The sequence below is a fragment of the Pseudobacteroides cellulosolvens ATCC 35603 = DSM 2933 genome (assembly GCF_001262605.1).
GTDB classification, from domain to species: domain Bacteria; phylum Bacillota; class Clostridia; order Acetivibrionales; family DSM-2933; genus Pseudobacteroides; species Pseudobacteroides cellulosolvens.
This window is the reverse complement of the sequence record NZ_LGTC01000001.1, coordinates 3,561,149-3,584,827: the sequence shown is the minus strand read 5'-3', so window position 1 is coordinate 3,584,827 and position 23,679 is coordinate 3,561,149. Positions and strand designations below refer to the sequence as shown.

The 23,679-nt window shown below is 41.7% G+C and carries 13 protein-coding genes; all 13 read left to right on the top strand.

Annotated elements, in window-relative coordinates; all coding sequences use genetic code 11:
- The first annotated feature begins 16 nt into the window (after positions 1–16).
- The 13 genes from Bccel_RS14720 (at position 17) to Bccel_RS14660 (ending at position 23,678) form a co-directional block, all read left to right on the top strand.
- The gene (locus Bccel_RS14720; protein ID WP_036945879.1) at positions 17–811 is read left to right on the top strand and encodes a ParA family protein; all 795 of its coding nucleotides are present in this window, start codon (positions 17–19) and stop codon (positions 809–811) included.
- Positions 789–1,823 carry a ParB N-terminal domain-containing protein gene (locus tag Bccel_RS14715; RefSeq protein ID WP_036945877.1) on the top strand — a complete coding sequence of 345 codons (1,035 nt, stop codon included), beginning with the start codon at positions 789–791 and terminating at the stop codon, positions 1,821–1,823. Before Bccel_RS14720 ends, Bccel_RS14715 begins: the two co-directional genes overlap by 23 nt.
- On the top strand, positions 1,820–9,157 hold the full coding sequence (locus Bccel_RS14710; RefSeq protein ID WP_476748361.1) for a DUF3846 domain-containing protein: 7,338 nt from the start codon (positions 1,820–1,822) through the stop codon (positions 9,155–9,157). The genes Bccel_RS14715 and Bccel_RS14710 overlap by 4 nt, the downstream gene beginning before the upstream one ends.
- A 55-nt stretch (positions 9,158–9,212) precedes the next feature.
- Positions 9,213–9,965 (top strand): Rpb4 family DNA-directed RNA polymerase subunit, encoded by a 753-nt coding sequence (locus Bccel_RS14705; protein WP_028308368.1) that lies wholly within the window; start codon positions 9,213–9,215, stop codon positions 9,963–9,965.
- 3 nt (positions 9,966–9,968) lie between these two features.
- A complete protein-coding gene (locus Bccel_RS14700) occupies positions 9,969–11,033 on the top strand; it encodes a DUF3991 domain-containing protein (RefSeq protein ID WP_028308369.1) in 1,065 nt (354 codons plus the stop codon).
- Between the two features lie 206 nt (positions 11,034–11,239).
- Positions 11,240–11,740, top strand: coding sequence for a hypothetical protein (locus Bccel_RS14695; protein WP_028308370.1), 501 nt, complete (start codon positions 11,240–11,242; stop codon positions 11,738–11,740).
- Positions 11,721–12,956, top strand: coding sequence for a MobP3 family relaxase (gene mobP3 / locus Bccel_RS14690; protein WP_028308371.1), 1,236 nt, complete (start codon positions 11,721–11,723; stop codon positions 12,954–12,956). The genes Bccel_RS14695 and mobP3 overlap by 20 nt, the downstream gene beginning before the upstream one ends.
- Positions 12,957–13,048: 92 nt before the next feature.
- On the top strand, positions 13,049–13,732 hold the full coding sequence (locus Bccel_RS14685) for a hypothetical protein (RefSeq protein ID WP_036945640.1): 684 nt from the start codon (positions 13,049–13,051) through the stop codon (positions 13,730–13,732).
- A complete protein-coding gene (locus tag Bccel_RS14680; protein WP_028308373.1) occupies positions 13,729–14,391 on the top strand; it encodes a hypothetical protein in 663 nt (220 codons plus the stop codon). The genes Bccel_RS14685 and Bccel_RS14680 overlap by 4 nt, the downstream gene beginning before the upstream one ends.
- 26 nt (positions 14,392–14,417) lie before the next feature.
- Positions 14,418–18,704 carry an S-layer homology domain-containing protein gene (locus Bccel_RS14675; RefSeq protein ID WP_050753490.1) on the top strand — a complete coding sequence of 1,429 codons (4,287 nt, stop codon included), beginning with the start codon at positions 14,418–14,420 and terminating at the stop codon, positions 18,702–18,704.
- Between the two features lie 228 nt (positions 18,705–18,932).
- Positions 18,933–20,261 (top strand): site-specific integrase, encoded by a 1,329-nt coding sequence (locus tag Bccel_RS14670; RefSeq protein ID WP_036945716.1) that lies wholly within the window; start codon positions 18,933–18,935, stop codon positions 20,259–20,261.
- Positions 20,245–22,119, top strand: coding sequence for a hypothetical protein (locus Bccel_RS14665; RefSeq protein WP_036945715.1), 1,875 nt, complete (start codon positions 20,245–20,247; stop codon positions 22,117–22,119). The genes Bccel_RS14670 and Bccel_RS14665 overlap by 17 nt, the downstream gene beginning before the upstream one ends.
- Positions 22,116–23,678 carry a site-specific integrase gene (locus tag Bccel_RS14660; RefSeq protein WP_036945714.1) on the top strand — a complete coding sequence of 521 codons (1,563 nt, stop codon included), beginning with the start codon at positions 22,116–22,118 and terminating at the stop codon, positions 23,676–23,678. Before Bccel_RS14665 ends, Bccel_RS14660 begins: the two co-directional genes overlap by 4 nt.
- Position 23,679: the final 1 nt, after the last annotated feature.

Here is a 23,679-nt window from a genome sequence, read left to right as displayed (position 1 = left end):
GGAGGTTAAGATACGAATGTGTAAAATTATAGCGGTGGCGAACCAAAAAGGTGGTGTCGCCAAAACAACCAGTGTCCGAAACATGGCATATTCTCTTGGAGAACTTGGTAAGCGGGTATTGGCAGTGGACTTTGACCCGCAGGCCAATTTGACAGCATCTTTTGTGGACGACAGCACTTCTGTTCATATAACTATTGCAGATGTTATGAACAAAGCTATGGATGAGGAAGAACTGCCAAATAAGGTAGAGTACATTCATTCTCATGGTAAAGTAGATTTTATTCCGAGCAGTATTCATTTATCTGTTGTAGAAGCTAATCTGCGTATGGAAATGGGGAGTGAGAAATTACTCTCGAACATCCTGGAACCGCTACGCGACGATTATGATTTTATCCTCATTGATACAAATCCTTCGTTAGGTCCGTTGACCATTAATGCACTATCAGCTGCCGATAGCGTAATCATTCCGATCAACCCCGAATATTACGCAACAATGGGCCTTACAGACTTGACGAAAACCATTTTAAAAATCAGAAAGAGAATTAACCCTGGAATTCAGTTTGAAGGAATCTTGATGACGATGTGCGATATGCAAACCAATCTTCACAAGGAAGTCTGTGCTGAAGTTACAGAAGCCTATGGTAACGGGATGAAAATTTTTAAAATGCAGATTCCACGATCTATTCGAGTGGGTGAAGCAAATCGTTACGGCATGAGTGTCATAGATTTTGATAGAAAGTCAAAGGCAGGACTTGCATACAGTGAAGTTGCAAAGGAGCTGATATCGAATGGTAACAAGGCCAACAGCTAAGAAAGTTAAATCTCTTGATGAATTATTGCAGGCTGCTGAACCAGCATCAATGCCATCTAAATCAGGAGATAATGGGATTTTGATGATACCTTTTAATAAAATCAGACCATATCAAAATCACCCGTTTCGCTTATATAGCGACGAGCGATTGGATGACTTGGTAGAGAGCATCAAATCAAATGGGATTTTGATGCCGATGATCGTAAGAAGAATTGAATCTGACGAAAACGGCTATGAATATGAAATGCTTGCCGGTCATAATCGAATGAATGGAGCAAAACTGGCAGGACTTACAGAAGGCCCTTGTATTGTAAAGGACAGCTTGTCTGATGAAGAAGCCCTCATGTATGTGGTAGAAACAAATGTAATTCAGCGCTCCTTTACAGATATGCTGCCGTCGGAAAAAGCGGCCGTGCTTGCTCTAAGGCACTCTAAAATGTTTTCACAGGGCAAAAGAAATGACATCATCAACGAGTTAATAAGGCTCGAAAACCCTGAATATAAAGGGAGTGACGAAACTTGTTCCCCACTGGGGAACAAGTTAAAATCTCTCGATAAAGTAGGGATTGAATATGGACTTTCAAGAAATACTGTTGCCCGTTTGTTAAGAGTTGATAAACTGATCGCCGGTTTAAAGCACAGGGTTGACTGCGATGAAATCTCCCTGCGATGTGCGGTTGATCTTTCATACCTTGCTGATACGGAGCAAGAAGAAGTTGAAAAGGTTCTTTCGGAAAATGAGTTCAAAGTGGATATGAAAAAGACTGAAATGCTTAGGAGCTATTCAGCAAACAGCAAGCTTAACGAGAAAACCACATATCAGATTCTATCAGGTGAAATAAACAGAAAACCAAAATCATCATCGGCTCCATCGATTAAAATCAAACATAAAGTTTACTCCAAATTTTTTTCGCCTGATTCCAAGACAAGTGAAATTGAAAAGGTGGTGGAAGAAGCGCTTGAACTATATTTCCAAACCTACCCTGACAGAAAGGAGGCTAACACTGCTTGAGAAAAGATGAAAGGTTAAAAACGATCTATGAAACAATCGCTCCCCATATTACACGGAGCGAAAGTGCCTGGCGGGATTACCTTGCGTTTGCATCTAAATTCTTCAAATACAGTTTTGATAATGCACTGCTTGTATATGCTCAAAACCCAAATGTTACAATGCTTGCACCTACAGCAGTTTGGAATAGGGTTGGAAGATACGTCAACAAAGGTGCGACAGGTATTGCAGTATGTGAATATGAAAACGCAAGACTTACTATCAAGCACTTGTTTGATGTTTCTCAGACCAATGGCAGAGATGTGATTGCAACAAACTGGCGGCTTGAAGAAGATATGAAGAAGCGTATCGAACTGCGTCTTTCATACGGGCATAACATAAAGACAGCAGGTTTTGCAGACTGCCTTCGCAGAATCTCTTATGAAGCTGTTATGGAAAACCTGGATACTTACCTGCAAAACTTTCAGAACGACTTTGGGAATCACCTATTTGAAGACCTTCCGCAAGACGGACTGGAAATGCAGCTTCAAGAACTTATCAGCGACAGTGTTTCATATTTTGTAGGGAAAAGATGCGGATTAACCGATGAAGAAATGGAATTAGGATACGGAATGGCTACCATTGCTCACTTTAATACCATTCCTTTAATTGCAAAACTTGGCCATACTGTCACCGATATTTCCAAAGGAATCTTGATTGAAATTGAGCGGAACATAAAAATCATCGAGAAAGAAAGGAGAGCAGAAAATGAGCAAAATAGGCGTGAGTTACACAGAGATAGACGGAGTGAATATTCCCAATATCCAAATCTCGAACAACAGCGAGGACGACAGGCCACTGGGGAAATACGGCAGGATGGCAATGGAGTACCTCAAAGAACAAAATCCACAGCGATATATGATTTTGAAAATGGATGGCACTCTGATGGCGACCATGCACCGGGTACAAGAGGAAGCAGTGGAGAAAATAGAGTACATCACACAGCAGATGTTGAAGTCCGACCCGATGCCGAACACCGAGGACATCATGGAGAAAACCAGACATATGTACAGCCTGAGATCAGCAGCAGAGGAAATCGTTCTGAACGAACTGATTTACAAAGTGAGATAAGCAGTGAACCTTATATTCCAAATGTGGAGCTATCCGAAAAGAATGAGTCATTAACGGATGGCTCTTTTTTTATGCCCGAAAATGATCCCATCGGAGATTATAATATCCCTGATGAACTCCAAGAAATGAAGGGAACTGATGAGCCGAAGATAAAGGAAAAACTATTGAAAGTTTTGGTAGTAGAACATGACAAAACGCCTTATGTTACTGAAATCCATAATGGATATAAGGAGCTTCAAAAACAAGTCGGAGGTACTTTTACTACTATTGAAATTACAGAAGGTATTGATGCGATATGTGCTGATGACGTGGACTTTGACAGCACTTCTATTAACCGCATTGTTAATGGACAGCCGATTTTTGGAACATTTTTGGTTGCAAGAGTGAATTATAACACAGGTGAATATGTTTCTTTGACCGATGCGGATATCGATAAGTATTTTAAGCAATTTGAAGCTCCATTGATTGAAATTACTGATCTACTGCAAGAATTCGAGGATGTAAAAATAAGGCAAGAGGAAAAGGCAAGCGAGCCAAACTTTCAGGAAATAGGCTTTTATAGAATGATGCCGGTAGGTCAAGTATCTCTACCTACAGCTAAAACAGCAATTCAGGATAACCCCATCTATTCTCAAATTGAAGATATTTCAAAAGCTCATAAAGTTGAAACCATTGAAGCAGAGCCAATGCAGAGTAAACAAATGAACCTGTTTGACCTGACACCAAAAGGCAGCGAGGAGCAGCTTATTGAAATTGTGCTTCTTGAAGGTAGTGTAATGCAAGATGGTAAAAAGCGGATTTATGATTTTGCAATGACTAATCCGACAGGCTCAGCATTTAGTGCGTTTTTGAAAGCTGAATATGGGGTTGGAGGTCATTCTGTAAATAAACAAGGGATTGGATTTGAAAACCACAACAGCATTGGCATTGAATTTGACTGGGCTGATGAAAACGGAGAAAAGCATAAAACCAATATAACATGGCTGAGAGCTGCTATAGTTATCCGAAAACTGATTGATGAAGGACGGTATTTGGATTTACAGGAAGTAAATATAGACCAAGATGAAAAGTTTAACTCGCTTAAAAACGAGCTTGAAGAAGTAAAGGCTGAGTTGATTGAGATTGAGAAGAAGTGGGAATCGGGAGCAATTTTTTCTTACAAACAGTCGGAGTATTGGCAGGACCTTGAAGACTTGAAAGATGAACTTGAAAAGGAACTGGCAGAAATAGAACAATACCATACACCGGATGAAAAGAATTCGGAAGAAAAAGAAAGCAAACCGCAGGAGCAAACGGCTAAGGATATTCCCTTATCTGTCGAAGCAAAGTCTGGACAGTCCCGTCATACCAAGTTGAATTTCCGTTATTCCGAGGATTATAACCTATATCCAAACGGAGCAAAAACCAAATATAAAAATAACATTGAAGCAATCAAACTCTTAAAGCGGATTGAAAATGAAAAGCGCCTTGCTAATCCCGAAGAACAAATTATCCTTGCACGTTATGTGGGATGGGGTGGCCTCGCCAATGCCTTTTCTGATACAGCATCAGGATGGGAAAATGAGTATCAGGAATTAAAAGTTTTACTTGATGAAAAAGAATATGAGGATGCCAGAAATTCCACTATCACGGCTTATTATACCGAGCCGGAACTGGTAAAATGCATCTATAATGCCTTTGAGAGGTTCGGTTTTAAAGGTGGCAGGGATAGAAAGATTCTTGACCCAGCGATGGGGACGGGAAACTTCTTCTCAGTCCTTCCCGAAGCAATTGCCGACACGCCTCTTTACGGTGTTGAGATTGACAGTATCACCGGACGAATTGCAAAGCAACTATATCAAAAAGCCAATATTTATGTGCAGGGGTATGAAACCACAAACTTTGAGGATAATTCTTTTGATGTGGTCCTTGGGAATATTCCATTCAATAATATAAAGCTGTACGACAAGAGATATGCTGATGAGGATTTTCTGGTTCACGATTATTTTATTGCCAAATCCCTGGATCTTGTAAAACCGGGCGGTATCATTGGTTTCATCACAAGTAAAGGAACAATGGACAAAAGAGATACTGCGGTAAGGGAATATATAGCACAAAGAGCCGACCTGATTGGTGCTGTCCGGTTGCCGAACAATGCATTTAAAGCACTTGCGGGGACGGAAGTTACGGCCGATATTTTATTTTTTAAAAAGCTTGATCGTCCAAGAAAGGTTGATAAGTATTCTTTGCCGGACTGGGTTTTTACCAATACGAGAAAAACAGACTACATCAACATCAATCAATATTTCTATGAGCACCCTGACATGGTTTTGGGTGAAATGAGACACAGCAGGAATATGTATGGAAATGAGGAGGGTACAGCCTGTATTGCACCGGAAGGGCAAGATTTATATGCAGAACTTGATAAGGCCATTAATAAGCTCCACGCAACCTTTACCGCAGAAGCTGATAAACCGTTAGAAGCCGCTGAGGAAGAATCAGTGAATGAAGTAACTGAGCTGGATGCTCCTAAAGGAACTAAAAACTATACCTATGTGGTGTTGGATGAAAAAATATATTATTGTGAGCATAACAAGTTGATACCACAGGATTATACAGGGAAACGAGCTGAAAGGATTAAAGGGCTTTGTGAAATCAGAGGTGCGCTTTTAAATGTTATTGCTGTACAGACAAGGGATTACACGCCTGATGAACTTCAAAAAGCGCAGAAAAAACTTAACAGCGTATATGATAGATTCGTTGACCGATGTGGGTTTATCAATGACAAATCCAATATTGCAGTATTTTCGGATGACGACCAATTTCCGCTCTTACGTTCTATTGAGGATCAGAGCGAGGATAAACAGTCATGGGTTAAAGCACCAATATTTTATAAAGCAACCATTAAATCATACCGTTTGCCGGACAGGGCGGAAACAGCAAAGGAAGCACTTGAAATCAGCCTTAATGTTAAAATGAAAATAGACTTGCCGTATATGGCAAACCTGACCGGTAAAACCGCAGATGAGCTGATTGATGAACTTGGAGACAGAATTTATTTGAATCCACAGAAATACTACGGCAACTATTACGAAGGCTGGGAACTGAATGAAGAATACTTAAGCGGACAGGTCAAAGATAAGCTGCTATATGCAAAAATAAAAGCAGAAGAATATCCGGACCTTTTCACACGAAATGTAGAGGCTTTAGAAGCAGTGCAGCCTCCAAGGCTGCTGCCCGGGGATATTGATTTTCGCATTGGTTCTCCTTGGATACCGATTGAATATTACCGCCAGTTTATGCATGAAACCTTTGGTACTCCTTATTATCTTAGAGATGTTATTGACATTGATTATATGGAGTATACCACCCAGTGGCGTGTTTTGAACAAAACAAGGGATGCCAGTTCTATTAAGGTTAATAAGACCTATGGAACAAGCAGAGTAAATGCCTATCAGATTTTTGAGGATTGCTTGAACTTACAGAGTACAACAGTGCGTGACCCTGTACCTTATGTGGATGCAAACGGGAAAGATCAAGTAAAATATGTTGTCAATGCCAATGAAACCATGATCGCAAGAGCTAAACAAAATCAAATTAAAGAAACTTTTGGAGCATGGCTGTTCAGCAATAAAGACAGAGCTGAGGTGCTTCTTAATATTTATAATGAAAGGTTTAATACCATCAGACCTCGTGTGTATGACGGATCTCACTTGATATTCCCCGGTATGAGTGAGGAGGTAAAGCTGCGACCGCACCAAAGGAATTTTGCGGCGAGGGTTATTTATTCAGGTACAGGTTTGGCAGGACATGTGGTTGGTGCAGGAAAAACCGCAGCCCTTATTGCATCAGGGATGTATCTGAAAAGTATTGGAGCTATTAAAAAACCCATATATGTTGTTCCCAATCATTTAACAGAGCAATGGGCAAAAGAGTTCTACCGTTTCTTTCCGCAAGCCAATATTTTAGTGACAACCAAAAAGGATTTTGATAAAGCCAACCGAAACAAGTTTGTTTCCCGAATCGCTATGGGTGATTACGATGCCATTATAATCGGTCACAGTCAATTTGAACGTATTCCTATCTCAAAAGAGCGCCAGGAAAAGCAATTGAATGAAGAAATTAACCAACTATCTTACATTATCAAGAAAATGCGTGATGAAAAGGGCGACAATTGGTCAATTAAACAAATGGTCATCTTTCAAAACAACCTCAAAAACAGGCTGACAAAGCTTGCTGCTGAGGAAAAGAAGGATGACCTTTTAACTTTTGAACAGCTTGGTGTAGATTACATGTTTGTAGACGAAGCCCATGTTTACAAAAATTGTTTCAGCTATACAAAAATGAGGAACGTTGCCGGTATCGGTAAATCGGCAAGCCAAAGGGCTACCGATATGCTTTTAAAATGCCAGTATTTGCAGGAAATCAACAATGGAAAAGGTGTGGTATTTGCCACAGGGACACCCATTTCCAACAGCATGAGTGAGATGTATGTCATGCAGAGATACTTGCAGCCACAGACGCTTCAAAAAATGGGCTTAAACTACTTTGACAGCTGGGCTGCCACCTTTGGTGAAGTTGTATCTTCTTTGGAAATAACGCCGGAAGGCTCCGGTTATCGCATGAGAAACCGTTTTGCAAAATTCCACAACCTGCCTGAACTTATGAATATGTTTCAACTCGTAGCTGATATTCAGACTGCCGATATGCTGAATCTCCCGACTCCAGATATTGAGGGTGGTAAAGCAGCCATTATCGCAACAGAAGCCACACCATTTCAAAAAATGCTGATGGATACCTTTGTTGAGCGAGCTGATAAAATCCGAAGCGGCGAAGTTGATGCTTCTACCGACAATATGCTTAAACTGACGAATGAAGCTAAGCTCATGTCCATCGACCCTCGATTGATTATTGAAGATGCCCCAAATGATCCGAACAGCAAGCTGAATATTGCCATTGATAAAGTGTTTGATATATGGCAGAAGACCAAAGAAAAACGCTCTACTCAGATTATTTTCTGTGATTCCGGCACACCAAAGCCCGGACAGTTTAATGTCTATGATGAAATCAAGCAGTGCCTGACTGAAAAGGGTATTTCTGAAGAACAAATAGCTTTCGTTCATGATGCTAAGACCGATGAACAACGTGAAGCACTGTTTGAAAAGGTACGTATGGGTGAGGTGAGAATCTTGCTTGGAAGCACATTAAAACTTGGAACAGGCACAAATGTTCAGGATAAGCTGATAGCTGTCCATCATCTGGACTGTCCTTGGCGCCCAAGTGATATTGAACAGCGCGATGGCCGAATACTGCGTCAAGGTAATGAGAATCCCGTGATAAGTATCTTTCGATATGTCACTAAAGGTACGTTTGATGCTTACTTGTGGCAAATCCAAGAGCAAAAACTGAAATATATCAGTCAAGTCATGACAGGCAAGAGCATTTCTCGTTCATGTGAGGATATGGACGAAACCGTTCTCTCTGCTGCTGAAGTAAAAGCCATAGCAACATCTAATCCACTTCTGGCAGAAAAAATGGAAGTTGATAATGAAGTAGCAAGATTGAAATTGCTCAAAGCTAACTGGAACAATGAAAGGATTATTTTAGAAAGAAACATCGAAAGTCATTATCCAAAAATGATTGCTCATTGTAAGGAAAAAATTGCAGCTCTGGAAAAAGATATTGAGCTGAAAAATCAATCAGTTGGGCAAGAGTTTTCAATGCTTGTTGACGGCAAGACCTTCGATGAAAGGGTAAAAGCCGGTGAAAGGCTTATCATGATGAGTAAGCTCCATGACATTTTTGTAAACGGGGAACCTTTGGAAGTTGGTGCTTATCGCGGGTTTAAACTTTTACTTGCCCGATCTGCATTTGACCAGTTAGAAGTGCAAATCAAAGGAGCATCAACCTATCGTGTTGAACTCGGTGATTCCGAGCTTGGAAGTGTTACAAGGATTGAAAATGCTGTAGAGAAAATCGACAGCATACTGGCACAGACAAAGCAAAAACTTGAGGATGCGATTGTACAACTTTCCGAAGCCAAAAAGGAAGTAGTAAAACCATTTGAATTTGAAGAGCGCTTAGCAGAGTATTCAGCACGTCAGGCAGAGATTAATACAAAATTGGAGTTTAAAGAACTCAGGCAGCAGGAGGAGGTTATTATTGATGAAAACGGACAGGAAAGCGATTCACGGTATTCATCTGATGACAGAGAGCCTGAACATGCAATTGCAGAACGGGATATCTAAGGATGTTATTTTAAAGCCATTTTAAATTACTTTATTTTGAAAGGATGTGATCATAATGCCGATGGTTGCGGTAAAACAGCCCTATGTTTTGTTCGTGGTAAATGATGATACGCCACAGCATCCCCGTGCGGAACAAGATAATCTCGGAACAATGATCTGCTTCCATAGCAGATATAATCTTGGTGACGAACACAGCTTTCATGAGCCGGACGATTTTTTGATGGATCTTTTGGAAAAAAAGCTGGGCGACTATGAAGAAGCCGAGGAAAAATTCGAGGAACTTACAGAGGAGATTGATATTTCTTTGTATCGAAATCGCTATGGTGCATACAGAAAAGCCATCCATGATAATATCTTGGATTATCTTTCGAGCAGTTTCGTTATCGAGCCTATTTATCTTTATGACCACAGTGGAATTACAATCAATACAACCGGTTTTTCCTGTCCTTGGGACAGTGGGCAGGTAGGCTGGATTTATGTTTCATACGATAACATACAAAAGGAATATGGTGTGGTCACTCCTGAAACTATTGAAAAGGCAAGACAGGTTTTAATCAGCGAAGTTAGGGAATATGATTATTACCTTACCGATCAGTGCTACGGATTTAAACTGTATGAAAGCAACGAGGAAATAGCAAGCTGCTGGGGCTTTATGGGTGAAATTCGTGATGTGCAGAATGAAATAAAAGAGTATTTGCCGGATGACTGCAAAGATATTGTTGAATCCCTGGAATATCGATATGACGATGCAGATATTGAAGATATTTTGGAGGAGATAAAGGAACTGGATGAAGAAATGGAGGTATAGCCTATGCAGACGCAAACCCGGAAGGCATATCGCCACTTTACGGAGGAAGAAATACAAAGAGCAAACTGCGTAAGCTTAATTGATCTTGCACGTCAGTATGGTTTTGAACTTGAGAATGGAGGAAGAAAAGCACTTCATGCAAAAAAATCGGGTGGGTTGTACATTTTTAAAGACAGCAACCGTTTTTATCACTGGACTGCCGATGAAAAAGGCGGTCCTATTGATTTTGTGATGAAATACGGCAATATAACCTATCCCGAAGCCGTTGCACAACTGCTTGGTGAACGTTATGAACCTTATATTCAAACTGTAGTACCTTATGAAAAAGAAGAGAAAGGCCCGCTGATTATTCCTGATAAGGCAGAAAATTTTAAAAGAACCTATTGGTATTTAATCTCCATCCGAGGTATTGAACCGGAAATTGTATCCGTACTGATGAATGAAAAGAAAGTTTATCAGGAAGCCCAATATGGAAACTGTGTGTTTGTCGGATACGATGAGAGCGGTATTCCTAAGTACTGTTCCATGCGCGGAACCTATACTGATAAGGCATTTAAAATGGATGCCGTTAATTCCGATAAGAGCTATCCCTTTGTGATCGGAGGGAAGAGCGATATGGTATTTGTTTGCGAAAGTCCCATTGATGCCATGAGCCATGCTACCTTTGCAAAACTCTATGGACATGATTGGAGGCAGGATAACCGCATCTCTCTCGGATGTACCTGGGATGGCGCCCTTGAACGATATTTGCAGTGGCATCCTGAAATCAAAAAAATAGTATTCGCCTTGGACAATGACTACCTTGCTAAAGATAAAGACGGATGTTATAGAAACTGGGGTCAGATGGCTGCAATGAAATGGTGTGATAAATACAGCGAAAAAGGCTACGAAGTAGCAATCCACAGACCGCATCTCAAAGACTTTAACCAGGATCTGATTGAAACCCGGAAAGGAAGAACTGTAGCTGAGCTTGACGCCATGCGTGAAGATGAACTGAAAGCCGAATTTGAAAAGGATGCCGTTGATGAGCCGAATGAGGAACTTGACATGGAGGAGGTTGAACCATGAACTTTCTTTTCATCAGTATGAAATCTTCCCTTTTGGGAAGCCCCGAACCTAAAGGGGAAAGGGTTTAATCCCTTCCCCTTTGAGGTAAGGCAGGAATAGTGGGGTTCCCACCCCACGAGAAAACAGCTTACCGGCAGTGCCGGTAACGAGGTTCTTGCAGCATTTTTAGTCATCCATTGGGGTGACAAGCGGAAAGGAGGGGTTTTGTGAAAGATAGGCCTAAAAGTAACACTCCAAAAACTCAAAAAAGGTCAGTGGTTTTTTCTACCGAAACCTTGGAACAGATTGAAAAGCTGGCAGTAAAGAAGAATGTGTTTGCTTCTGATATTATTAGAGAATTTGTGGAGAAAGGATTGGCTGTCAATGGATACGAAGAAAACATAGACACGATAACAGCCATCATACATCAGGAAATAGAAACTTCAATTAAATCATTGGCTAACCGTCTTGCAGGAATGATTAACAGACTTACAATTATTTCAGCCGCAGGATACTATGCAAATATCGCCATTATATCGGACTTGATTGATAAAGACAGATACTCTTCTTTTGAAAAAATCGAAAAGCTGGCAAGAAAACGTGCTTTAGTTTACGCCAATATGAAAAGTGCTGATGCAATCGCAGTCTTTATGGATGATGAAGAAATGAAGAAAGCAATTGCAGAAGTTAAGGGAGGAACAGCTGCTTATGTCGATTTTGATGTATAAGCAGAGATTTCGTCCTCCAAATTATAAAAAAACACCTAAATGCAATTATGCCCATATCCGATATATTGCTACTCGTCCTGGAGCATCAAAGAATGAGGGTATGCGTCACGGGTTGTTTGGCAAACTTTATCCCGGTAACTTGGTAGAGTTTGAAACCTGGCAAGAGGTAGCAAAAGAAGTGCGGGAGCTGTCATATAAAAAGGTTAATATATTTAGAAGTGTCATTTCATTCACGCCTCAAACAGCAGCCGAATTGCTTTTAAAAGATCATAAGGCATGGGAGGATTACATTGAGAAGCATATTGCGGTTCTTGCTCAAAAAAATGGAATCAGTCTTAAAAATCTGTCCTGGGCTTGTGCACATCACAATGAAGTCAGTCATCCTCATATCCATGTAGTCTTCTGGGACAAAAACCAAAAGACTATGAAGAATTTTGTTAAGCCGGAAGTAGCCGACAGCATTCGTATACAGCTTATAAAGGAAACCTTTGCAGATAAAATTGCGGATTATTGCAGAGCTAAGGAAAACAGTAAATCAGCACTGAAAGAAACTACAGATCAACTGGTAAAAGGCTTTGATGACTATATGAAATCCATTTACCCTAAGGAATATAAATACTTAAAAGAACTTGTAGGGAAAATTGATGAAGATGATTTAGCAGCCATTCCGCTTGATGGAGTATTGAACGGTATCAACCTATCTCCATTATCGGTCCGTCTGTTTCAGCTTAAAGACATAATGCCGAAAAAGGGAAGGCTTTATTATCAACTGCTTCCGGAAGAAGTTAAAGAGGCAATTGATGAACTGATAGCTGATTTAAAACAAAGTGTTCCCTACATTAAAGATTTAATAAATGAATATGCAGAGATAAAGTCAAAGCTTGCCATGCTTTATGATACAGACCCTGAAAACATCAACAAGCACAAAGATAAGGCAGTAGATGAAATGGACAAACTGATTGCCAATAAAGTGCTTGGTGTTGTCAAAACAATATTAAATAAGGAGCGTGAGCTTTCAAATGTAGAATTTACAGAAGCCAGAAAAATTTATTATACCGAACAGATGGTTTATGAAATCTTGATTATGCTGGAACAAAACACATCAGATTTAAACATGGACTATGATGATGCAGAAAAAGCAATGAGTACAGAACTGTCGAAAAGGGCGAAAAAAGAACTATATCTAAAAAACAGGGACAAGAGTATGGAGAAATAAGTTTTCCATATCCTTTTTGATTAACAGGAAAGGAAAATGATAAAATGCCTGACTAAAACAATATCAATATCCTGAATGAAAGGGTGATAATTTTGGTTTCAAAAAAGCAATTATACAGCGAACTTTTTAAGCGGTTAAAAAAGGTACAGCTAACTATTAAAGAACCTGAAATATCCGATGTAACAGCAGAAATTTTTAACGATACCGGAGGACTGGTAGCCGTTATAACCGCAGATGACAGGCTGATATATAGTGGATGCCAATGTGAAAGTGCCAATATTATAGTGGAAATTGCTTCGGACTTAAAAAAGCAGTTTAATCTTTCCTCAGACTTGCCTGTTAAGCCGATAGGGAATCTGCCAAACGGGTATATGAAGCTTTATGAAGTTGGAGACATTGTAATGGGATGCCGGTTGTCCCCTCTGATTGGTTATGAGTATGCTACATGGAAAAAAGGAATGGACTATGACAAGTCGGAAGTCTATTACTATGCTCGGCAGTTTTTATGTTTTAAAGAAGCACAACAGGATTTTGCAGAAAGATGTGGCTTTATAGAAAAACAGCAAAAAGTCAAAAGGGATAACCTGTTTTCCAATGCCGAACTTTCACTTCTGCTATCTTGCTGTATCGAACGTGTAAAGTTAGATGCTGCACTTACATCAGAGGTAGAGAAAGCTATAGGCGATGTTATCTCCAAAATTGAGCAGATTTTGCCTGCCCCACCGACAGATAGTGAACAGGATATTGAAAGCGAGAATGTGAGGTGCTTTCGATGAGAAAATTTAGTAACGAATTGTATCGGGCATTTTTAGGACGAGCGTACACACTTGGATATACTGTGGTTGAATTTGAAACTGTCGGCCAACCTGTGGAATTTTACAAAGGCAGAGAATATATTTGTTCTTTGATGCCGGATGGTGAAATTCATTATAAAGATAACACAGCAGTTCGTGATGATGTATTCCGATTATCAGAATTATTTTCTTCCATGAAACATGCTTACGATCTTTATGAAAAAGCTGAAAATCTGCCGTTTGATAGTGTGAAAAATTACAAGGTGCTTTGTGAGTTTGGAAATTTTCTTTTGGCAGCAATGATGGATAATAACGATCAGTTGAGGTTCGTAACGTGGAGGTATTCGTATAACCGTGACAGTGTAGCTTATGGACACTACTTTGACACCGACTATGACGGAGCAAGGCAGGATTTTGCAGTACGTGCCGGTTTGATTGATGAGAAAAAACTGTTCAAAGAAAATGAACTGGTAACTTTATATGAAGCATGTATTTTCAGGGGCAGAAATGACAGAGAAATCAGCTTTGATGATGAAAAGAGGTTGATGAATGTAATGAACAGGATTCAAGAAAATATTCCGAATTTGTCATTGGACTGCCATGAGCAAAATCATGAAGCAGAGAGCGAATTGGATAGATAAATTTAAATAAACGGAGGAAATTGAATATGAAAAATACATTAAAACGGGCGATGGCAATTGTTGCTGCTATCGCTCTTATTTTAACCCTTTTTGGCGGTGCTGCTTATGCTGCTTATGCTGCTTTTAAAGTATTCCCCGATGCAGCGAATCATTGGGCAAGAGAAACAATTGAAAAGCTATCACAGGAAGGCATTGTAAACGGATATCCTGACGGTACGGTTCGCCCGGATGCGACTATTACCCGCAGTGAATTTGTAAGTTTGCTGACATATAGCTTAAAGTTGGAGGGTTATACCCACACCGGCCCCGATACCTTTGATGATACGGACAAACATTGGGCAGAGAGTTTCATTGAAGCTCTTGTCAAAAACAAAGTAATCGCAAAAGAAGATTACGGAAAAGATTTTAAGCCTGACCAGCCTATCAGCCGTATGGAAATGGTCCGCATGATGGTACGTTCCATAGGCAAAGCAGATATGGCTAAGATCATGACAGGAGATACGCCTTTTGTTGATGACGGTCAAATTACTAAAGAAGATAAGGGATATATCAATGTAGCGGAAAAGTATGGTTTGTCCTATGGTTATCCCGATAAGACCGTGCGTCCGATGGCGTACAGTACCAGAGCGGAAGCCTTTGCGATGATTCTGCGTCGCTTTGCGGCTATGGAGCGTATCTCACAAGAACAGGCAGACAACAATAAAGAGCAGGAAAACACCAAGCCGGATGAGAAGTCAAATCGCAGTAATAGCGGTGGTGGCAGCGCAAGCTATCCGGCGGCAAAGGTAGAAATCTCACTGCCCAATTATAGCCATATCGATACACCGTTTGAGGTAAAGACAACTTTAAGCCATGTGAAAAATCTTGAGTGGACAATTCAAAAGAAAGATACAGAGTCACTTGCAACAGATGTTTTGGAAGGAACACTCAACAAGGATGGCGGTAAGATTTGCATTAAAGAGGCGGGAGATTATAAAATAACGGCTACCGCAACCAATTATGGCAATAAAAAATACACTTTCAGCAAGGAAATCAAAATCTATCCTGTACCAGATATAAGCATTGATCTTAACGGTAAGACGCATATCGATAAAGAGGTTGAAGTCAAAGTGGTGGTAAAAGATAACAAAACTGTAACATGGCGTCTTTTTAAGGACGGAAAGCAAGTAAAATGGGGTGAATATATTGAGGGCAATCTGAATAATGATGGAGGTTCTATCAGCTTCAAGGAAAGTGGCAGTTACTCCATTGTTGCAGTCGTCATTGATGAAACGAACCGTGAGTTCACAGGAAAAGCCGATATTCAGGTCTATCCTGTGCCACAGTTGACACTAAATATGATTAAAACAGCACATACCGATTCAACGGTAAACGTAACGGTAGAAAGCAAGGATTTAGGGAATCTGGATATTGTCTGGCAGCTTGTAAAGGATGAGGAACAGGTTAGCTTAAAGGACTGCATCAATGGAAATCTTACCAATGAAGGTGGCAATATTCAATTTAAAGAAAAAGGTTGGTATACTCTTAGAGCTGTTGTCATTGACATAACGGGCAGAAAATTTGAAGCTGCTGCGCAAATTACTGTTTACCCTGTGGCGAGCTTTACCTTTTCCCTGCCTGCAACAACCCATACCGACAAAGAGATTGCCCTAATGGTGACATCCTCCGAAATCGGGGATATGAAAGCAGTATGGAGCATTACCAAAAATGGTAAGGATGCGGCACTTTCAGACTGTATCGACGGATCGCTTTCCAATGAAGGAGGTACTATCCGTTTTAAAGAAAAGGGAGTCTATATCTTAAAAGCTGTGTTGGTTGACTCGACAGGCAGGGTATTTTCTGATGAGGCAAGTACAGTTGTATATCCGGTGGCAGTTACAGGCTTTTATTTGCCGGAAATTGCACATACCGATACCTTTGTAGAAGTCAAAACCTCATTCCTGGAAACACAGGGGCTTGAGGTTCACTGGAGTTTGACGAAAGATGGTAAAGAGATTAATTTGAACGACTGTATTGAAGGAACGCTTAACGATAACGGAGGTACTATCCGCTTTAAGGAAAAGGGGGACTACCATTTAAAGGCTGCGGTGATAGACAGCACCGGACGTAGTTTTGAATACACCTCACCAGTTATGGTTTATCCCGTGATCAACATGGACTTTACAATAGAAAAAACCACTCATACAGATAAGCCAGTCACAGTACAAACACAGCTTATTGAAGCAGGTAAGCTCCCTGTTGTATGGAGTGTTACAAAGGACGGAACGGAAGTTGCTGTTTCCGATTATATCGAAGGCAGTCTCGGAAATGATGGAGGAAATATCCGCTTTACTCAAAAAGGCAGTTATACGCTGACAGCTACTATTTCCGATGAAACGGGCAGAAGTTTCAAAAATAGTAATGAAATCAAGGTATATCCGATTCCGCAGCTTGTATTTACTTTGCCCAAAGCTGCTCATACCGATGATATTATTACCGTCAACATTACAACTGCCGATATGGACGGATTGACAGTTAAATGGTATGTGAACAATATGCAAGGTTTTCAGGATTGGGATACCTATATTGACGGCACACTTGTGAATAATGGTGGAGACATTCGTTTCAAACTTGCGGGAAACTATGGCATTGAAGCAAGTGTGACAGATGAAACCGGAAGAGTATTCCAATTCAATTGTGAAAATAAGATCGAGATTCTCCCTGTCCTCTCCATAGAATTTAATCTTCCTCAGATTGCCCATACAGATACGGATATTGATATTCGCACTACAGGCGATATGGGAGTGCTGCCGATTGAATGGAGTTTAATGAGAAACGGTCAGCCTGCTAAATGGGATGAGTCAGTCAATGGAACGATGAATGAACAAGGTGGAAAAATCCGTCTAATGCAGGAAGGTGAATACCTCCTTACCGCAACAATGACCGATGTTTTAGGCAGAATTTTCAGCTATAGCGCACAAATCAGCGTTTACCCATTGATAAATTGTGATTTCTCGATGCCGAGCAGTGTACGTACAGGAGTACCATTTGAAGTAACAGTCAGTCAGGCTGCAAATCCTGGTGGCAAAAATATTGTTTGGAGCCTTGAAAAAGACGGGCAATCTATACCGTTGGATGGCAATATACAGGGTAATTTGGGAAACCACGGCGGAACTGTGACAATCAGTACACCGGGAAACTATATTTTGAGTGCCACCGTTGTTGATGAGCTTGGCAGAACATTCACCTCAAAACAGAGCGTTGAAGTAATTAATACAGCTCCCGCAAAGCCGGTTGCAAACGCCAATGTAACCCGTACATTTAGTAGTGGTAAATTTCTTGTTGAGATTTATGCCAACAGCAGCGACCCCGATGGAGATGAAATTACTTATGAATATAGTGGAAAGGCTGAAGATAACTATTATACCGTTGGTAATCATACGGTAAGGGTAAGAGCAAAGGATAACTATGGCGATGTTTCCGACTGGACAGACGTAACCTTTACTATCAGCAATGCAGCACCGTCAAAGCCAACTATTGTGGCAAATGTTACACGAAACGCAAAAGACGGGAAATTTCTTGTCAATGTTTCTGTTAATAGTACCGATGCAGATGGTGATGAAATTATCTATGAATACGATGGAAAGGCTCAGGACAATTACTATCCTGTAGGTACTCATACGATAAAAGTAAGAGCAAAAGACAACTATGGCGGTATTTCCGAGTGGTCGGATGTGGCCTTTACTATCCAAAATTCTGCACCTACTGCACCTGTTATTACAAGGACACCAGCCGGCAACAGCGTTGCACCGGGTACACCTGTTAAAATCACAGCAACTTCCAATGATGCAGATGGAGATGCCATTACCTATGTTTGGGAAAACCGTCCTGCTGAAACTTATGTTTATCCACTGGGCAAAAATGTAGTGAAGGTTAAGGCAGTTGACAGTACCGGAGCTGAATCTTCATGGTCGGCTATTGTATTTTTCGTGGCAGATTCCACAAATGGCGGCGGTATGGTGCTTACTGGCCCGGATTCAGTTATCATGGAGAACGGGTTGGAGGGAGCTACTATTACGCAATACACCTTTACTGTACCGCCTGTCAGCGGACATAGCGGAAGTGATTTTGGACGAGTAAGGGGATATAACATTAAAACAAATTCATGGGATCAGCTTGACTATCAAACAACCAAAAATGGTATAACGTTCCAAAGAAATCTACCGACAGGTACTTATTCCAAGCTAGAGTTTTACTACTATACTAACCATGATTGCATGTATAACAAGTCTAACATTACTTATTCTGTAAATTACCATTGGAACACGGATTGAAAATGACGTAGTTTTGTCGAAAAAATCTACAAAACACCAAGTACCTTGATTTAAAAAATGCGATCAGTTTTGTAGATTTCCAAGTTTCACAGCATTAAAGGATTCCTTCTGTCAGGCGATGCACTGACAGAAGGAATCCCATTTGACTGTTTTTCAGTTGACATACGAACCTGTATAATTTGGTTTGGAAAGTTATCTTTTCAAATACAAAATATGGAGGAAATCGTTATGTCAATTTACAAATTTGAAGCTGCGAGCAGCCGCAGAACGCGCGAATGGAGGGACTCTTATCACTATGCTATCTATGAACACCGACTGCCGCTGGAGGATGGCAAGGCGTATTCCAGATGCTTTGTTGTAATCAAAAACCAGTATGATGTGATCGTCCATTTTACTTCGCTGCACAATTATATCGACGCCTATACGCAAGGTGTGTGTATCCCCATAACCAGTGACGGCAGAAAGAAGCTGCATCATATCTGTTCCGTGTTGAACTACATCCTGATCGAGCAGTACGAAACTTTTGGGGTAGAGCATATATTCGGCATAAAAAAGGAGATGCTGGAAGCATTTTTTCAAGACTACGCATTAGGAAAACAGGCAAATGGGACCTATCGAGATAAGCAAACCGTTAACCGGTGCGTAGCCGTCGTGACAGGCTTTTTCAGAAAACTAAGCCTGAAATACGGTGGATATATGGAGCTTTCGGCAAGCGATCTTTACTCTGAAAAAACCTCATTATCAAAGCGCGGAAGAATTCAAAGAAAGTATATTCCGAACTTTCAAGTCAGGGGAGCCTTCTCAGAGAAGGTTATCTTCCGAGACATACCGACGAAGGTGCTTCAGGTCATCATAAGCAGTGCCTTTCGATATACGCCCGAAATTGCATTCGCGATTTGCCTGCAAGCCTTTGCGGGTTTACGCCCAGGGGAAGTGTGCAATGTACGTCAGGAATGCAGTCCCTTGGGAAGCGGCCTTTCCATTACAATCGTCAGCGGTGTTGTGAAAAAGGTTGAGATCGATCTAAGCACAGAATACATGCTAAGGAGCGACGGTATCCGATGCGGAGGAATTAAGAAAAAACGGCGCCAGCGCGTGTATCCGGCGTTCCTGACAGCCTTCTGCCAGGTATATGAATTCCATAAAAGGCGCTCTTGGAACGGGCATGAAACCGAATATTGCCCGATGTTTATTGACCGCAATGGTATGGCCATGACCTACTCCAGCTATCAGAATAGGTTCCGCTGCTTGATTGCGGAGCACGTCAGGACAGCCCTGCTCAACCATAGCGACCCGGAGTGCCGTCTATACGGGCAGCTGCTATACGAAAACCCCCTTGGCCCTCACGCTTTAAGGCATTGGTTCTCAGTGCAGTTAGTCCTAATGGGCGAGGATATTGCCGGGTTGCAATACTGGCGCGGTGACTCCTCTCCTGACAGCGCATTGGTTTATCTGCAAAACAAGGGGGATCTTGTAAAAGAACTCTCGGCTGCGAACGAATTGTTTGCAAACTTTCTGATGAGCGAGGGAGGTTTGCGCTATGGCAAAAACGACTGAGACTGTTGATTTCTTTGATTGGATTCAAGAGATATCCGCAGGAAACAAACACTTTTCATTGCAGAAAGGAAAATGCAAAAAGGAACTTTTCATGTTTTTGAAGGAAAACGCATTCTTTGGAGTGTCCACTTTAGAGCATGCAAAGCTTGATGAGACTTTATCCGTTTCCAGAACCGATCTACAAAAGCTTGAACCCGGCCTTGCCCTGTGGATTCGCTCGTATGGCGCAGGAAACGATGAAAAACTTATTTTACTGACGGATCGGCTCCACTCTTTGGTCCCCAAAACAGGAAATCTGTTTGCGGACTACATCAAGCGTAATTGCTCTGACAGCAGGGGTGCATGGATACTCGCAGACTATCTGTGCTTTACCCTTAAAACGGAGCTGATTGAAATGGAGGAAACGGATTTAGATGCTTTGGCTGCGGAGATGGACAAAGAGCTTCCTTTAAATGCGGCGAGGTTATTTTCTTCATTCCTGATTTATGTGCGGGAAAACCAGCATTTATCAAACGGCTGGACGTTCCATTTCAAATCCCGGCGAGAGTCGCAGCCGCAGGAGGCTTACTCCGCAATGGACTTTATGCGGATGGCTTACATTGTATTTAACGATGAAGCATGGGAAAAAGAACAGCTGCTGAAAAAGGCCCTGCAATCAAAGAAATTTGCAGACTTATGGCTGTTTGTTTCGCTTCATTTTATTTGCGGCTGGCGCAGAACAGATCTTCTTCGATTACCAATGCCCAAATTGCCTGTTCCCGGTGACAAGCTACGCAAAGCGATTTCCATGGGGGATTTCAATGCAGAAAACATTTTGAATGAGCTTGAGTGGCGGCTTCGTTATATGCCCCGCAAACCTCGTAAAACGGAAGCTTATGAAGGGGTTTCGGAGCTGAAGCTCTTTGTTCCTGAAAGTCTACGAAAGCCAATGGGGATGATTTTAGCTGTGGTGGTTTCACACCATGGAGATATTGAGCCGGGTGATTGTTTCCTTAAAGCTGTAGGACAGAAAAAACAGCTACAATTGTTTTTCGGCAAGGACTTCGTTACTGCCTGCGGCAACCGGGATTTCAGCACCCGCCGGGCAAACAAAGCCTATCTGCAAGGTCTGGAGGCAGTGGCGGAGGATTCGTCCGCCAAACCGAAAGGATATATGCTTGCGGCACTCGCACGAAGTCATAAAGGACATTTCGGCAGTCTGCCTACAACAACGGATATTTATTTACGGGATGCGAACTTTTCCGGTTACCGGCCCGAGTTTATCGCAAGGGAAATGTTTGAACGGGGCGTTTTCAGCTTCATCCCGGCATTGATGCTGGAGATGTACGCACAGCAGGATTACCGAAAGCTTTCCCCTTCCGCTCAGACAGAGCTGATAACAGAAATCGGAATTGCCGCTTATGGCCTGGAGAATATGACAAAGACAGTGGAAGCAAGTCTTGTCAAGGCACGCAGCGCCATTGCCGAAATCGTGAGGCGCCCGGAATCTATCCGCGGCACAGTGGCGGACATTCTTCAAAACATTGCCGCGGGAAATGCTCTGGGGAAACAGGAAGGGTGCTTATGCCTGATGACAGCCGCAGGCTATGCCTGCGCAGATGTTGAAAGGAATTGCTGCATAGGCTGTGGGTATGAGATTTATACAAGGACGATTTTCTACCAATTGACGAAGGAATACACAAGGTTATTGGAGCTGAAAAAAGCTGCGGATGAAACCGAGGCTGAGCGCTGTACTAAAATTTTGAAGGAGGCGGTTATGCCTGCCATTGCAGAAATGATTGCCTCAATCAAAAAGCTCTACCCCGAATCAGACCTGTCCGCCATGCTCAAGCTTTCGGGATTGGCGGTGAATATATGATAACAGCCAGAGCCGACAGTAATAACGGCAACTATGACAGGCATTTTGTGGTGACCCGCATTGATGAGGAAACCTCGAATCAGGCACAAGGGATTTTTGATGACTACAAAAACAAAGGAGTCATACTGAACGATTGCTTCAACGATGATGTTTGGCTGCTTACCAATCAGGTAGCCCGAATAAGTCTTTCCTTTAGAATTGACCAGCTTATGTATTTACGGACAACCCAGAGCTGGCTTGGCTGTTCCTGTCTTCGTTTTGTGAGTTGCGCAAAGATCTATACTCTTTTGCAGATCGGTAGTCTAAGCCTCGGCAGTTTGAAAAGTCTGGTAAAGAGTTTGACTGAATTTGCTAAGTTCTCCGCATATGAACAGATTCCAATTAATGTCCATACCTTGGAGTTCTTAAAGATGTTGCCCGATAGCACCGAAATGCGGGAGTTTGCGATTGAAAACATGGAGGATCAGGCTCTTTTCAGCCAGCAGATGAAAGGACTAAAGCTCCAGCGTGTCTTGGCAAGCTTTGAAAACTATTTTAAGTTTAACGACTGTTTAGAACAATTCTGGATGAATGCAGAAGAAAAGGAACGGATTTTTTATTTTCCTATATTCCTTTGGTGGAAGCTCACCGTAATTTTGCCACTGCGTCCAACGGAGTTTGTCTTGATTCCCCGCCGTTGCTTGAGCAGAGAAAACGGTGAAAACATTTTGACGGTACGGCGTACACGGCTTAAAGGTGGTGGAAAGCCCATCCGTTACAACATTTCTGACGATTACAGACTTATAAAGTATTCCATACCCGAAACGCTTGCTGCTGAAATTGAAGCCTACATTAAGGCTACTTCACAAATGCCCATGTCGGTGATTGATACATTATTTGCTCTGGAGGATCGAGGCGGAAAGGCAAAAGCTAAGTTTTATTCGTATTTGTCCCTTAGAGCCTGCCTGAAAAGATTTCAAAAAGAGAAAATGGGGATTGATTTAAGCAGTGATGAGTGTATCCATTTAGGAGATACACGGCATCTGGCAATGATCAGCCTGATTATATCCGGTGGTTCGCCCACAATCTGCAAAGAATTGGCCGGACATGAGGACATCAATATCAGCTCGCATTATTATGCAAATATTTCCCGTTTCATCGAATGTGCCACCTATGAGTTTTCCCGAAAGCAGAAATCCCATCATGTTGAAATGCGGGAACACAGGATAACGAAATCGGCTGCTACGGTGGCGGTGACCGGCGGAAGATGTGATTCGGAGGTTTACGCAGGCGGAAGTATTGGTGACTGCCTCCGGCACATGGGAAGCAGCGGTGAACTCGGAGAATGTGCCTCCTGTCCACATTTTATTGACGGTAAAACGGGACGGTATCTTGCTTTCCTGAATGCTGATGAGAAACGGAAACAGGTTGATGAGGACTGTAAATATCTTATGCGTGTGTTGGAAACAGTCAGAAAGGGCGCCGGATGTGATGATGATATTCAGTCCGCGCTTCTAAGGCTTCAAGGCAGCAGCGCAAGATACAGCCAAAGTTTATATCGGAATATGGAGGAACTCTAAA